The organism is Streptomyces sp. NPDC018693 (assembly GCF_044391385.1).
Taxonomy (GTDB): domain Bacteria; phylum Actinomycetota; class Actinomycetes; order Streptomycetales; family Streptomycetaceae; genus Streptomyces.
In genome coordinates this window covers 151,229-165,045 of the sequence record NZ_JBIRZZ010000002.1, presented here as the reverse complement: position 1 = coordinate 165,045, position 13,817 = coordinate 151,229, and the positions used below count along the sequence as shown (strand labels likewise).

Here is a 13,817-nt window from a genome sequence, read left to right as displayed (position 1 = left end):
CCCGAAGCTAGGAATATCTCCGGGGCCCAATATGAACCGCAGGAATACGCCCCTCAACCGTCGAGGTGGAAGCGGTCTGACATGCGGCGCAGCTTCTCCCGGGTGCTCGCGCGTTCGGCGTACACGATGCTGCGCAGGGTTGACCGGGCGATGGGGTGGTTCCGGACGAGCTGGGGGGCGATGCGCTCGGCCTTCTCCAGTTCCTTCAGCGCCTTGTCGCGGTTCCCATCCCACAACCACGCGCGGGCCAGGTCCATGTGGTGGTGTCCCTGACGGGAGTTGGGCAACGCCTCAACCAGCTCCTTGCTTGTGCGCCGGTTTATCGACAGGGCCTCACGTTGCTCATGCATCTCCAGAGCGACGCTGATCGCATGGATCTGCACGTTGCCCGGCGAGAAGGTCAAGCTGTGACGGTCGTAGACCGGAGGCCCGGCGGCGTCCGCGATCCTCTTGGCTGCACTCCGGGCGTGCTTGATCCGGTCCTTCGCTTCCGCCTTGCGACCGCCCCGCGCAGCCGAGACAGCCGCGCGCAGTTGCAGTGTTCCCCACGCCCGCACGGCCAGCGGATCACCCCGGTCGTACTCCTGCTGGACGCTGCGAATCGCCTTGTCCGAAAGGGCGATGGAGTCGTCCCAGTCCGCCGTGGCCCACATGTCCCAGACCCGCATCCAGTCGGCGACAGCAGGCATAACAGGGTCGCCGGACTGTCGGGCAGACCAGGCGGCCCTCTCACACGCCATAGCGATCAGCTCAGGGTGTCCAAGGGCGTGCGCGGCCGTGTGGGCGAACTTGCAGCACGCGGCGTAGATGGCGAACGCCTCTTCCCGCTCGTGCCCCGTGGAGACTTCGGCGAGGGCGCGTGCCTCACGGAACAGGTCGGGGAGAACTTCCATGATCGCCACGTTGGCGGCAGCGTCACGCAGGCGGTGAAGGCGGGTGGTTTCCTGCCAGAGCTGGCGCGCAGGTCGGGGCATGCCGTCGAAGACGGGAGCAAGGTCATAGCGGCGCAGTTCGCGCATGATGGCCGCGGCGGAGACCTGCCACTGATTCTCTGCCGGGGAGCTGTTGTACGGCCGCCCGATCAGGTCGTTCGGGTGCACGTGCAGCTCCGAGGCAAGCATGTTCAGCAGGCCGACGCGGTCCAGCTCGATGTGTCCGCGTTCCATCTTGGACACCCAGCCCTGCGTCTTGCCCAGGGCAGCAGCGAGGTCGGCTTGCGTCATACCGAGGCGAAGGCGGGCGCGGCGTACGCGACGGCCAATCTCTTCGGCTTCTTCCAACATCAGCGCGCCCCCCAGTAGGTGAGGCGCCGGCGGTCCAGCAGGCGGCGAGGCATCGTGCTCCATCCGTCGGGGCTTCTACCCTGACGGTACCCAGGCCCCTACCCGCATGTGCAGTACCACTGACAGTGCACTGGTGGAACTGGTGGTCAAAGCGTGCGCGGTCGGCGTGCACTGGCAGTTCCTGGCCAGGGGCTTTGATCGCGCCGCACCTTTCTACAGGTGGCCGCCGTTCAGTGCTACTAACGGACGCTGCCTAGGAGTTCCAGAAATGTATGCGAGATATGGTGCTTTGCTTATCTCTCGGAGCGTTCGATCGTGACGTCACAGAAACAGAGAGACAACTATGCATGTAGCCGAAACGGCGAATAGGGCAGACTTGTAAGGAGTTAGTACATGAAGTCGCTTTACGTTGGTGCGGTAGTTGATTACCCAGGTGTTAGTGTTCCATCCCCACCTTTTTATTGTGCGCGGCTCCTCGCTTTTATTCTTCCGCCTCCTGGGGATGTTGACGTCGTGGGCGTGCGGACTGACGTGCGCACTTGCGATTCGCACAAACAAAAGCGATGCTGCCCCCAGTGCTACTATGCTAGCAACAGCCATAATGATGACGAGAGCTGTCTGGGCTCTTACTGAGGCGATTACGAGCGTAGTGAAGGAGCCCACAACGGAGGTACAGAGCGCGGCTGCTGTAGCAATGGCGCTCGCTCCGAGGCCGGCCGTTACACTGGCAACATCTACCAAGTAATCTCTCTGCTCTTGATTTTGAGGCAGCCCGAGTTCATTGTCCGGATCTTTGTTAAACTCATCTCGCAAAAACGCCCGACTCATGGGCTCGCATTTGTTGCCGAGGGCTTCTGTCCCTAGGGCCTGAATCAGAGACGCACCGGCAAGGGCGGCTCCGACCAAATCGAAGCTCATATCACAGAGACGACGTCCATGCAGCGCCTAGTGTATCGCCTTGGGGGAGTCGCCATGGTCACTGGGTCATTTATAGAAAATGCCCAATCGGCAGTAGTGTGCACTCGGTGATCCCCGGCACCCTGATGCTTCTTGAGAGTAAATTGATCGCGGGCGAAGTCGTTGGGCTTGACCACGCTGTGAGTGACATAAGTTGACATTTGCGTTACATTGATCCCGCCTATGATATGTAGGCTTGATGTTGTGCAGGGGTCAATTCGGACCCGCATCTCTATGTCGAACAGGTACCGATCTCGGTAATTTACTAGCTCGACCCTGTGGTCGCCATTTATAGCGATCGGATTTGTCGCCTCGGTGAGCAGGTTGATGAGGTTCCGATAGTCACTCGTCACTGTGTGCACCTTCCATCCACAGCGCCATCAGCTCATGCGCTATCCAGCCAATTTCTGCTTGGTCTGCATTCGCCACGTAAAACTGCCCGTCCTCGAACAGATTGACTAGGGCCGTATTGCCCGAGTGCTCAAGGAGCATGCCCACGCATGCATAATCCCGGTCTGGTATGTCGGAGGGGTGATGCGGTACATGGAACTGTTGAACGGTTGAGTATTCTTTGTCTTCCATGCGCACGGAAGTTATTGCCTTGGTTGCGGCGTTTAGGGCGCCCATTGACAGATTAACGTGTATCGGTGAAATGGGCGGGTCGTTTTTGAATCGGTCATTAAGCTCGCTGTAAATGTCTTCTATGAAGCAGGACGTATCCACGGGGTGGGGAGAGGCGACGCCAATCACATGACGGATGTCGGTGTCGCGGCTGAATATCTCGTACATGGCGAGGAAATGAGCTTTCTCGTCGAAGCCGCGCTTATGCCACAGATGGTATTCTCTGTCAGGCGGGCTGGTGCGGAGAGTAAGCCACATATTTCCCCACGGGCGAGCATTCGGATCCTGTTTCAGCGACTTGACTGCATCGGATTCGCTAAGCTTCCAATCTCCGACTACCGCCTGCCAGCGTGTATGGACGTGCAGCATCGCATGACCTCATGATCGTCAGGCGTCAACGCCGCTCTGTATGGCATAGATAGATGCACTTCCAGGGTAAAACCGGTGCACTTGGCTGTCGCGGCGAGGTGGACGGGAGGCGTACCGCGACGGCTTGATCAGGTCGTGGCACTTGTTGACGGCAACGACGGCAAACAGAGACCGACGAGCACGAGCCTCAGCGATCACTTCGACTGAAGCGAGAGCCTCCACCCAACGAGCTGCCCGATCCTGCGGATCAGAAGGTGCACCCGCCGCCCGGGCTGCGCCACCACATGTGCGGGAGCCAGAGGCGACAGATGCGGCCGGCACGACAGTAGGCTTGCCCGACGGCGTGAGCCTTGGGCCAGAGGTCGATCCGGAGAGATCTCAGGGCCGAGTCAGATGCAGTGGACCCTGTGTGGACCAAGGGCCCCGCGCGTGGCCGGAGCCCGGTACGCTGTACCCGCTCCGCCCCTGGTGGGCCGGGGCGAGGTGGGTTGCCCGAGCGGCCTAAGGGAACGGTCTTGAAAACCGTCGTGGCAGCGATGTCACCGTGGGTTCAAATCCCACACCCACCGCTTGCAGGTCGGAAGGGGTGCCGCTCCGGAGAGCGGCACCCCTTCCGCGTGCACCTTGTCTATCGGCCCTCGACCGTACTGTTCCGGGCGCCCTGGCCGAGCACGAGCCGAGGGCTGAGCCGGGTCGGGGACAGGCGCGGTGGCTGACGCTCCGTTTCCAGTCCCCAACCCCACCGAGGCCCGGCTCAACAGCCTGTTCGAATCACGAGCCCACCGGTTCGGAGCGGTCGCCTCGCGAGGTCCGTGCCGGTCGCGCGCCCGGGGTGGTTACGCCCATCGCGCGGCGTGCGGTCATGGCTGATGGCTCAGAGGAGCTTCCACTCCTGGAAGGGACGGTCGGGGGTGCACGTGTACTGGATTGCGCCCGCCCCGTTGAAGAGGCTCCCTCCCGCGATCTCCAGGCACTTGCCGCTGTTGCGGGCGATCAGGCTGAAGTAGCCGTTGGTCCGCTGGACGAGCCGCCACTGCTGGTTGGTCCCGCCATGACACGTCCACTGCTGGACGGTCGCGCCGTTGGCGACGCTCCCGCCCTTGACGTCCAGGCACTTGCCGCTGTGGGAGGCGCGGACGTAGTAGTAGCCGTCGTTGAGGCTGTCGCCGACGGTGTCGAAGTGCCAGGTCTGGTTGCCGGGCGCGTTGTAGCAGCCCCACTGCTGGACCCATGCCCCGTTGGCGATGCTCGCGTACGCGACGTCCAGGCACTTGCCGCTGTGGTTGACCATCAGCTTCGTGGTGAACGGGGCGCGGGCCGAGGCCGTGGCGGTGCTGCTGTTGGCGTTCGCCGCGGGCGCGGCGATGAGGGCGGCCAGCATGGTCCCGCTGGCCGTCAGAGTGCATAGGCCGGCGGTGAGCACTCGTCTGGGTGCCTTCACGGCGATCTCCCTTTGTCAAGGCCGCCCTTCTGAAGTGGGCGGCACCTGCACCGTTTATACAAGGAGTAGTCACAATTTCACGCTAAGTAGCACTCGTGTCTCACGCGTGGCCGATGCGTCGGTGCCGCCCCGGCGGCGAGGGGAACAACGGCCGGTGGCCGGAGGCGAAGCGTTCCGCCACGGCGGTCGGCTCGGCGTTCGGGCGGGAGTAACAGGCCGGTGTCGTACGCATCGGTCGCCTCCAGTGGTCCCAGGCCGTCGGCGAGGACCCACAGGAAGTCGGACAGGTTCCGCGCGACGACGCCGGTCTTGCCCTCGGAGCCGAGGAACACGACCGGCTGGTCGACGAGTTCGGCGTCCGGCCGGACCGGCCGGACCGGCCGGAAGGCCGCGTAGCCGCCGGTACCGTCCCTCCCGAAGACCCGGAAGGCGTCCCCGCTCACCTCCTTGTCGCCGGTTCATGCCCGGAACCAGTCGGTGGCGTCCTCGGCGGACACGAAGGCGTCGAACGCCTCGAGTCGATCCCGTCCTCGTCGGGGGCGAACGGGCGGGCCAGAGCGGCGGTGAGCGCGGCGGGGAAACGCCGGTCATCGGTGGACGTCATGCCCGCAGGCCGGCCACGGGCGCCGACAGCGCCCTCGTCGTCCCCCTGCACGTCACCCGCCCCGCCCCCCAGTCATCCGCTCCGCCGAGGCCACCGTCGAGCGGGCCTCGTGGTGGGTGAGCCCCGTCTGGACGGCCGCGGCGATCAGGGGGGCCGCCAGGGTGGGGCCGAGCCCGTTCTCGTAGGCGCGGCATGCCGCCCAGAAGAGGCGGGTGTTGCGTTGGCCCTCGTGGGCGGCGAGGACGAAGTGGATGAGGCCGCGGCCGTGGGCGCCGCCGGGGTGTGTGGGGTGGTGGGGGCGGGGCGGGGGGAGCAGGAGGCGTAGGAGGGGGCGTGGGCAGGGCGCGGGGGTGAGGTGGGCCGTGCCGGGGGCGGTGGTGTAGATGCCGTGGGCGGTGCGGGAGCCGGGGCCGACGAGGTATCCGCCGGCGCCGCGGACGTCGATGCCGGGGGCGAGGCGGCCGGCCGAGTTGGGGACGACGGCCTCGGGGGGTCCGGTGAGCCAGAGGTGGCGGCCGCCGGAAGGGGTCAGGACGACGACCGTCGGCGGGATGGTGAACCGGTGGCGCCGGGCCAGTTCGCGCAGGGCGGCCGGGGCGTCCGTGCCGCTCTTGGTGTCGAGGTCGAGGCCGATCAGGTGGTGCGGGGGCAGCCCGCAGGCGATGCCGTAGCCGGTGGACCAGGGTGCGGCGGCGAACATCGCGCGGACGCGTGTGGGGTCGGTGCTGGCGTCGTACACGCCGTGGCCGAGGCGGCCGCACTCGCCGTGGCAGGGCGGGCCGGCCGACCGGGGGCCGGTGCGGTGGGGGGAGCGCAGGGCCGGGAGTTTGGTCCGGGACAGGGGGATGACCGCCAGACCGCGCTCGGCGGCCGACAGCGCGTGGGCCAGGGCCAGTGTGGTGGCCTGCCGGGGGTACCGGGGGTGCCGGTCGGTGGTGGCCATGGGGCTATTTTCGTACGTACGTTCGATCCAGGGAAGGGGGCCTGGGTGTGACGTGCCGAGGTGCGGGAGATTGGCCGGAAATATGCCGGAACGGTTCACGCCTCGGCCGTGCCTGGCGATCACCGTCTCCCGCTGGCGGTCGCCCTCTTGTCCGGCGTCGCGGTGGCGGGCGACGGCGCCTTCGTGGACGAGGGATCGAACGCTGGCTGGTCGAGGTGGGCTGAAGCCTTGACTGGCCCCCGTATCTGACGGACAGTCAGAAACATTGAGCAGCCGACTGGGAGGAGCGCAGCCGTGCACGACGACCTGGCCGTGCGGCTGAAGGCGTACGAGGGGCAGCCGGCCGCCGTCACGGCCCCCGGCCGGGACCCCGTCGACGCGGCGATGATCCGCCACTGGTGCGAGGTCATGGGCGACACGAACCCCGCCCACACCGGCCCGGACGCCGTCGCCCCGCCCGCCATGCTCCAGGTGTGGATCATGGGCGGCTTCTCCGGCCCTCAGGCCCGCACCCCGGCGTGGGCGCAGCTCCTCGCCCTCCTCGACGAGGCCGGCTGCACCGCCGTAGTGGCCACCGACTGCGAGCAGGAGTACCTCAGACCCCTGCGCCCCGGCGACGAGATCACCTTCGACTCGGTCATCGAGTCGGTCTCCGACCGCAAGACCACCAGGCTCGGCACCGGCTACTTCCTCACCACCCGCACCGACATCCGCGTCGGCCCCGACCTGGCGGGCACCCACCGCTTCCGCGTCCTCAAGTACGCACCCGCGCACCCTGGGCCGAAGGAGCGCCGCCCCCGCCCGGTCGTCAACCGCGACAACGCCGGCTTCTGGGAGGGCGTCCGCGACCACCGCCTCCTCGTCCAGCGCTGCACCGCCTGCCGCACCCTCCGCTTCCCCTGGCTGCCCGGCTGCGCCTCCTGCGGCGCCCCCGACTGGGACACGGTCGAGGCGTGCGGCGAGGGCACGGTCCACTCGTACGTCGTCGTCCACCACCCGCCCTTCCCGGCCTTCACGGCATCCGACCATGCCGCTGACGCGGCGGGTCCTTACGCCGTCGCCCTGGTGGAGCTGGCGGAGGGCGTGCGCATGGTCAGCAACGTGGTCGACGTGCCGTACGACAAGGTTCGGATCGGCATGCCGGTGCGGCTCGAATTCCGGGCCTACGACGAGGAGTTGACGCTCCCTGTGTTCAAGGAGGCGCCCGATGGGAGCCGGTGAACCGAGAGCCGGTGACGCACTGCCCCCGCTCCAGATCCCCGTCACCCGCACCCTGATCGTCGCCGGTGCCATCGCCTCCCGCGACTACCAGGACGTGCACCACGACCCCGAGGCCGCCCGGCGCAAGGGCTCCCCCGACATCTTCATGAACATCCTCACCACCAACGGCCTGGTCGGCCGCTACCTCACCGACCACTTCGGCCCTACCGCGGTCCTGCGCCGCCTGTCCGTCCGCCTGGGCGCCCCCAACCACCCCGGGGACACCCTGACCCTCACCGGCACCGTCGAGGAGACCGACGGTGACACCGCGGTCGTACGGGTCGTCGGGGACAACGGCCTCGGCCGCCATGTGACCGCGACGGCCACGCTGTCCCTGGGGGCGGAGCGATGAGCACCCTCGCCGGCCGGGCCGCGATCGTCGGCATCGGAGCCACCGACTTCTCCAAGGACTCCGGCCGCAGCGAACTCCGCCTCGCCGCCGAGGCCGTCCGCGCCGCCCTCGCCGACGCCGGGCTGCGGCCCGCCGATGTCGACGGCATGGTCACCTTCACCATGGACACCAGCCCGGAGATCACCGTCGCCCAGGCGTGCGGGATCGGCGAACTGACCTTCTTCTCCCGGGTCCACTACGGCGGCGGCGCGGCCTGCGCGACCGTGCAGCAGGCGGCGCTGGCGATCGCGGCGGGCGTGGCCGAGGTGGTGGTCTGCTACCGGGCGTTCAACGAGCGCTCGGGCCGCCGCTTCGGCTCCGGCGTCACCCGCCGCGAGCCCTCGGCGGAGGGCACGGCCCTCGGCTGGACCCTCCCCTACGGGCTGCTCACCCCGGCCTCCTGGGTGGCCATGGCCGCCCAGCGCTATCTGCACGTCCACGGTCTCACCCCGGAGGCGTTCGGGCATGTGGCGGTCGTGGACCGCGCGTACGCGGCCACCAACCCGGCCGCGTACTTCCACGGCCGCCCGATCACCCTCGCCGACCACGCGGCCTCCCGCTGGATCGTCGAACCGCTGCGGCTGCTGGACTGCTGCCAGGAGACCGACGGCGGCCAGGCCCTCGTCGTCACCTCCCTGGAGCGGGCCCGCGACCTGCCGAACCCGCCCGCCGTGATCACCGCGGCCGCCCAGGGCGCGGGCCGGGCGCAGGAGCAGATGACCGGCTTCTACCGGCACGACCTCACCGGACTGCCGGAGGTGGAGGTGGTGGCCCGAGGGCTGTGGCGCACCTCGGGCCTGACGCCCACCGACATCGACGTAGCGATCCTCTACGACCACTTCACCCCCTTCGTGCTGATGCAGCTGGAGGCGTTCGGCTTCTGCGCCCCCGGTGAGGCCGCCGACTTCGTGGCGGCGCGCCGGCTGCCGCTGAACACCCACGGGGGCCAGCTCGGGGAGGCATACCTGCACGGCATGAACGGCATGGCGGAGGCGGTACGACAGCTGCGCGGCACCGCCGTGAACCAGATCCCCGGAGCCGCCCGCACCCTGGTGACGGCCGGCACCGGAGTCCCCACGTCGGGCCTGATCCTCACGGCGGAGGGATCCGAGAGATCCAAGGGGTGACCCCCAGGGGTAATCCCGCAGTACCCCCGAGCCCGCCGTCCACCTCCAGGAGGTGTAGCCGGCACCACCCCTACAACCTGAGGCGGACCCCTCTTCGGCACCTCCGGCCGATCCGCCGCAGAGGGGTCCGCTCCTAGCGTGGAGCCATGACCACACCCGTCCGCACCAGCGCTTCGTACGCATCGAACGCAGCGAGCGCGTCGAGTGCTTCGAGCGCTTCGCACGCGACGGCCGCGGTGACGCTGTCCCCGGCGTACCCGTCCTTCGCGTCGTACGTCCGGGCCCGCCAGCCGGTGCTGCTGCGTACCGCCCGGTCGCTGACCGCGAACCCGAGCGACGCGGAGGACCTGCTGCAGACCGCGCTCACGAAGACGTACGTCGCGTGGGAGCGGATCGAGGACCACCGGGCGCTCGACGGCTATGTCCGCCGGGCCCTGCTGAACACGCGCACCTCGCAGTGGCGCAAACGCAAGGTCGACGAGTTCGCCGTCGACGAACTGCCCGAGCCGGAGCCCGCGCCCGGCCTGGACGACGACCCGGCCGAGCGGCAGGCGCTGCGCGACGCGATGTGGCGCGCGATCATGAAGCTGCCGGCACGGCAGCGCGCGATGGTCGTCCTGCGCTACTACGAGGATCTGAGCGAGGCCCAGACGGCGGAGGTGCTGGGCGTGTCCATCGGCACGGTCAAGTCGGCCGTCTCCCGCGCCCTCGGCAAGCTCCGCGAGGACCCTGAACTGATGTCGGCGGCCTGAGCCATTTTCGCGACCTGAACTGATCGATCGTCCCTTCCTAGTGACATACCGCGCGGTATGTGCGCAGAATCAGCGCAACCGCAACCGTTACCACCGCGTAGGCAATGTCGCCGTTCGCCCGGGAGGACGCCGTGCTGAGCACCATGCAGGACGTACCGCTGCTGATCTCGAGGATCCTGACCCACGGGTCGACGATCCACGGCACATCGCAGGTCATCACCTGGACCGGCGAGGGCGACCCGCAGCGCCGCTCCTACGCGGAGATCGGCACCCGCTCCGCCCAGCTGGCGCACGCCCTGCACGACGACCTCGGCGTCCGCGACGACGACCGGGTCGCCACGCTCGCCTGGAACAACGCCGAGCACGTCGAGGCGTACTTCGCCATCCCCTCCATGGGCGCGGTCCTGCACACCCTCAACCTGCGCCTGCCTCCCGAGCAGCTGGCCTGGATCGTCAACCACGCCGCCGACAAGGTCGTCATCGCCAACGGTTCCCTGCTTCCCCTCCTGGCCCCCCTCCTCCCGCACCTGAAGACGGTCGAGCACGTGGTCGTGACGGGCCCGGGCGACCGTTCCCTCCTCGCGGACGCGACCGCCCAGGTGCACGAGTACGAGGACCTGATCGCCGGCAAGCCGACCGCCTACGACTGGCCCGAGCTGGACGAACGCCGGGCCGCCGCCATGTGCTACACCTCCGGCACGACGGGTGACCCCAAGGGGGTCGTCTACAGCCACCGCTCCATCTATCTCCACTCCATGCAGGTCAACATGGCCCAGTCGATGGGCCTGACGGACGCGGACACCTCCCTCGTCGTCGTACCCCAGTTCCATGTGAACGCCTGGGGCCTGCCGCACGCCACCTTCATGACCGGCGTCAACATGCTGATGCCGGACCGCTTCCTCCAGCCGGCCCCCCTCGCCGAGATGATCGAGCGCGAGCAGCCGACGCACGCCGCCGCCGTCCCCACCATCTGGCAGGGCCTGCTGGCCGAGCTGACCGCCCACCCGCGCGACGTCTCCTCCCTCACCCAGGTGACCATCGGCGGCTCCGCCTGCCCGCCCTCCCTCATGGCGGCGTTCGACAAGCTGGGCATGCGGGTCTGCCACGCCTGGGGCATGACGGAGACCTCCCCGCTCGGCACGATCGCCCGCCCGCCGGCCCATGTCGTCGGCACCGACGAGGAGTTCGCCTACCGCCTCACCCAGGGCCGCTTCCCGGCCGGCGTCGAGGGCCGCCTCACCGGCCCGGCCGGCGAGCGCATCCCCTGGGACGGCAAGTCGGCGGGCGAGCTGGAGGTCCGCGGCCCCTGGATCGCCGGCGCCTACTACAACGGCCCCCACGGCGAACCCCTCCGCCCCGCCGACAAGTTCAGCGAGGACGGCTGGCTGAAGACCGGCGACGTCGGCACGATCTCCCCCGACGGCTACCTCACCCTCACCGACCGCGCCAAGGACGTCATCAAGTCCGGCGGCGAATGGATCTCCTCGGTGGAGCTGGAGAACGCCCTGATGTCCCACCCGGAGGTCGCCGAGGCCGCCGTGGTCGCCGTCCCCGACGACAAGTGGGGCGAGCGCCCGCTGGCCACGGTCGTCCTGAAGGAGGGCGCCACCGCCGACTTCGAGTCCCTCCGTGCCTTCCTCGCCGACGAGGCCAGGATCGCCAAGTGGCAGCTCCCGGAGCGCTGGACCATCGTCGAGTCGGTCCCGAAGACCAGCGTGGGCAAATTCGACAAGAAGGTCCTGCGCAGGCGCTACGCGGACGGTGAGCTGGAGGTCACTCGGCTCTGAGAGTGATGTGAAGCGAACGCCTCACCGAAAGGTCCGGTTCACGGACCTTTCGGTGAGTTTTTTTCTCGGGGTTCAGTTGGTCCCGATCCGGGACAGCAGGTCCACGATCCGGCTCTGGACCTCCGGGCTCGTCGAGCGCTCGGCCAGGAAGAGCACCGTTTCCCCTGACGCCAGCCGGGGGAGGTCGGCCTGGTCCACGGCGGCCGTGTAGACGACCAGCGGGGTGCGGTTGAGCTGGCCGTTCGCCCGCAGCCAGTCCACGATGCCGGAGCGGTGCCGGTGCACCTGCATCAGGTCCATCACCACGAGGTTCGGCCGGAGCTGCCCCGCGAGCGTCACCGCGTCCACGTCGCTCGCCGCCCGCGCCACCTGCATCCCGCGCCGCTCCAGCGTCGCGGTCAGCGCCAGCGCGATCTCCGCGTGCTCCTCGATCAGCAGCACGCGCGGCGGGTGCTGCTCGCTGTCCCGGGGCGCCAGCGCCTTCAGCAGTACGGCGGGATCGGCACCGTACGCCGCCTCCCGCGTCGCCTGCCCCAGCCCGGCCGTCACCATGACCGGCACCTCGGCCGCGACCGCCGCCTGCCGAAGTGACTGCAGCGCGGTGCGGGTGATCGGCCCGGTGAGCGGGTCGACGAACAGCGCGGCGGGGAAGGCCGCGATCTGGGCGTCGACCTCCTCACGCGAGTGCACGATGACCGGCCGGTACCCGCGGTCGCTGAGCGCCTGCTGCGTACCGACGTCCGGGGCCGGCCAGACCAGCAGTCGGCGCGGGTTGTCCAGCGGCTCCGGCGGCAGCTCGTCGTCCATCGGCTGCGGCCGCGGCGGATCGGCCACCTCGACCGCCCCGCCGGGCCCGTCCAGCGGCTCGGGCCCCTCGGCGGCGTTCTCGTCCGGCGCCCCTATGGCGTACGACCGCCCGGCCCCCTCGGTCCCCGGCGCGAGCCGGGACTGACCGGCGAGGGAGGGGTGCGCAGGCTGCGGCGCCGGTACGGGGGTCTGCTCGCCCGTCGGGTGCTGGCGCGCGGCGGGGTCGGGCGGCGTACCCAGCTTGCGGCGCCGGCCGGAACCACCCGGTCCGTGCGGCGCGGGCGTCGAGCCCTGCGGGAGCGGCTGCCCGGCCTGCTGCACCTGCACGGCCTGACGCGTGAACGGCACCCCCTGCCCCAGCGTCCGCACACTGATCGCCCGACCCTGCGTGGAGTTCGGGTCCACCGGCGCGGCGGCCTCGGCGGGCAGCGGCTGCGCGGGCCGCACCTGAGCAGCGGGCCTGGCCTCGGGCGGCAGCGGAGTACCGGGCGCGGGCGTGCCCTGCCCCGCAGTGGGCCCGGCGGGAACCGCCTCGGCCGGCAGGGGCTGGGCGGGGGTCGCGTGGGCGGGGATGGGGGCGGTGGGGCCGACGGGGGCGTTTTGCGGGCTCGGGGCAGGGGCGGGGGCCGCCTGTCCCGGTACGGCGGCCGCCGGTGGCTGGACTGCCTGTCCGGGTACGGCTGCCGTGGGCGGCTGGACCTGCGGGGGAACCGGGGCGGGGGTCGCCTGTCCCGGTACGGCGGCTGCGGCGGGCACGGGTGCTACGGCGGGCTGCGCCCCCGGCACCGAACCGCTCCCGCCGCCTTGCGCGGGGACGACGCCCCCCGGCTGAGCCGGAACGGGGACGGGGCCCTGCGCCGCTGCGCCGACCGCCTCGGCGGGCGCGGCAACCGCCCGCCGTCGACGCCCGGTGGGCGCGCTGGTCGGGTGGGGCTGCGGCGGCGTGTGGTCCCCGGACTGGTCATGCGGGACGGCGTCATGACGCCCGTGGTCGGTGGCGGCGCCGTCGGAGGCGGCCGGGGCGGGGACGGCGGCCGGGGCGGGGACAGCGGCCGGGGCGGGGACAGCGGGCTGCATTGGGAGCGCGGGCTGGCCTGGGGCGGCGGGCTGGCCGGGGACGGGGGGCTGGGCCTGCGGGGGAACCGGGACAGCGGGCTGGCCCGGGAGGGCAGGCTGTACGGGGGCGGCGGCCTGATCTGCGACGGCGTTCTGCCCCGGAGCTGCGGGCTGCCCAGGGACGGCTGGCTGGCCGGGAACGGCGGGTTGGCCCGGGAGGGCTGGCTGGCCGGGGACGGCGGGTTGGCCCGGGAGGGCAGTCTGGCCGGGAACGGCAAGCTGGCCAGGAACGGCGGGTTGGCCAGGAACGGCAGGCTGCATGGAGAGGGCTGGCTGGCCGGGGACGGCGGGTTGGCCCGGGAGGGCAGTCTGGCCGGGAACGGCAAGCTGGCCAGGAACGGCGGGTTGGCCAGGAACGG

11 protein-coding genes, 1 tRNA gene and 1 pseudogene are annotated in these 13,817 nt (G+C 69.7%); 6 read left to right on the top strand and 7 right to left on the bottom strand.

Features of this window, described 5'->3' with window-relative positions; all coding sequences use genetic code 11:
- Positions 1-53 precede the first annotated feature (53 nt).
- The 3 genes from ACH5AC_RS05070 to ACH5AC_RS05060 form a co-directional block, all read right to left on the bottom strand.
- Positions 54-1,283: a helix-turn-helix domain-containing protein gene (locus tag ACH5AC_RS05070; protein WP_398860239.1), complete on the bottom strand. Its 1,230-nt coding sequence runs from the start codon at positions 1,281-1,283 to the stop codon at positions 54-56.
- Positions 1,284-1,604: 321 nt separating this feature from the next.
- Positions 1,605-2,201 carry a hypothetical protein gene (locus ACH5AC_RS05065; protein WP_398860238.1) on the bottom strand — a complete coding sequence of 199 codons (597 nt, stop codon included), beginning with the start codon at positions 2,199-2,201 and terminating at the stop codon, positions 1,605-1,607.
- Positions 2,202-2,582: 381 nt separating this feature from the next.
- Positions 2,583-3,230: a hypothetical protein gene (locus ACH5AC_RS05060; protein ID WP_398860237.1), complete on the bottom strand. Its 648-nt coding sequence runs from the start codon at positions 3,228-3,230 to the stop codon at positions 2,583-2,585.
- Between the two features lie 482 nt (positions 3,231-3,712).
- Here ACH5AC_RS05060 and ACH5AC_RS05055 point away from each other — a divergent pair.
- Positions 3,713-3,799, top strand: a tRNA-Ser gene (locus ACH5AC_RS05055).
- Positions 3,800-4,104: 305 nt separating this feature from the next.
- Here ACH5AC_RS05055 and ACH5AC_RS05050 read toward each other — a convergent pair.
- The 3 genes from ACH5AC_RS05050 to ACH5AC_RS05040 all read right to left on the bottom strand — a co-directional run bounded on the left by ACH5AC_RS05050 (position 4,105) and on the right by ACH5AC_RS05040 (position 6,218).
- Positions 4,105-4,671: an RICIN domain-containing protein gene (locus ACH5AC_RS05050; protein ID WP_398860236.1), complete on the bottom strand. Its 567-nt coding sequence runs from the start codon at positions 4,669-4,671 to the stop codon at positions 4,105-4,107.
- A 77-nt stretch (positions 4,672-4,748) separates the two neighbouring features.
- Positions 4,749-5,114 carry a hypothetical protein gene (locus tag ACH5AC_RS05045; protein WP_398860235.1) on the bottom strand — a complete coding sequence of 122 codons (366 nt, stop codon included), beginning with the start codon at positions 5,112-5,114 and terminating at the stop codon, positions 4,749-4,751.
- 213 nt (positions 5,115-5,327) lie between these two features.
- Positions 5,328-6,218, bottom strand: a complete 891-nt coding sequence (locus ACH5AC_RS05040) for a bifunctional DNA primase/polymerase (RefSeq protein ID WP_398860234.1) — start codon at positions 6,216-6,218, stop codon at positions 5,328-5,330.
- Positions 6,219-6,512: 294 nt separating this feature from the next.
- Between ACH5AC_RS05040 and ACH5AC_RS05035 the strand changes: the two genes are divergently transcribed.
- From ACH5AC_RS05035 to ACH5AC_RS05015, 5 genes are all read left to right on the top strand, one after another.
- A complete protein-coding gene (locus ACH5AC_RS05035; protein ID WP_398860233.1) occupies positions 6,513-7,439 on the top strand; it encodes a bifunctional MaoC family dehydratase N-terminal/OB-fold nucleic acid binding domain-containing protein in 927 nt (308 codons plus the stop codon).
- Positions 7,426-7,830, top strand: a complete 405-nt coding sequence (locus ACH5AC_RS05030; RefSeq protein WP_398860231.1) for a MaoC family dehydratase — start codon at positions 7,426-7,428, stop codon at positions 7,828-7,830. Before ACH5AC_RS05035 ends, ACH5AC_RS05030 begins: the two co-directional genes overlap by 14 nt.
- Entirely contained in the window at positions 7,827-8,996 is a 1,170-nt protein-coding gene (locus tag ACH5AC_RS05025) for a lipid-transfer protein (protein ID WP_398860230.1), read from the top strand. The genes ACH5AC_RS05030 and ACH5AC_RS05025 overlap by 4 nt, the downstream gene beginning before the upstream one ends.
- A 146-nt stretch (positions 8,997-9,142) precedes the next feature.
- Complete coding sequence (locus ACH5AC_RS05020; protein WP_398860229.1) at positions 9,143-9,748, top strand: SigE family RNA polymerase sigma factor; 606 nt, start codon at positions 9,143-9,145, stop codon at positions 9,746-9,748.
- Positions 9,749-9,852: 104 nt separating this feature from the next.
- Entirely contained in the window at positions 9,853-11,535 is a 1,683-nt protein-coding gene (locus ACH5AC_RS05015) for a long-chain fatty acid--CoA ligase (RefSeq protein ID WP_398860228.1), read from the top strand.
- A 72-nt stretch (positions 11,536-11,607) separates the two neighbouring features.
- On the opposite strand, the pseudogene ACH5AC_RS05010 reads toward ACH5AC_RS05015, so the two are convergent.
- Positions 11,608-13,817 (bottom strand): annotated as a pseudogene (locus tag ACH5AC_RS05010) (histidine kinase); the annotation flags it as partial.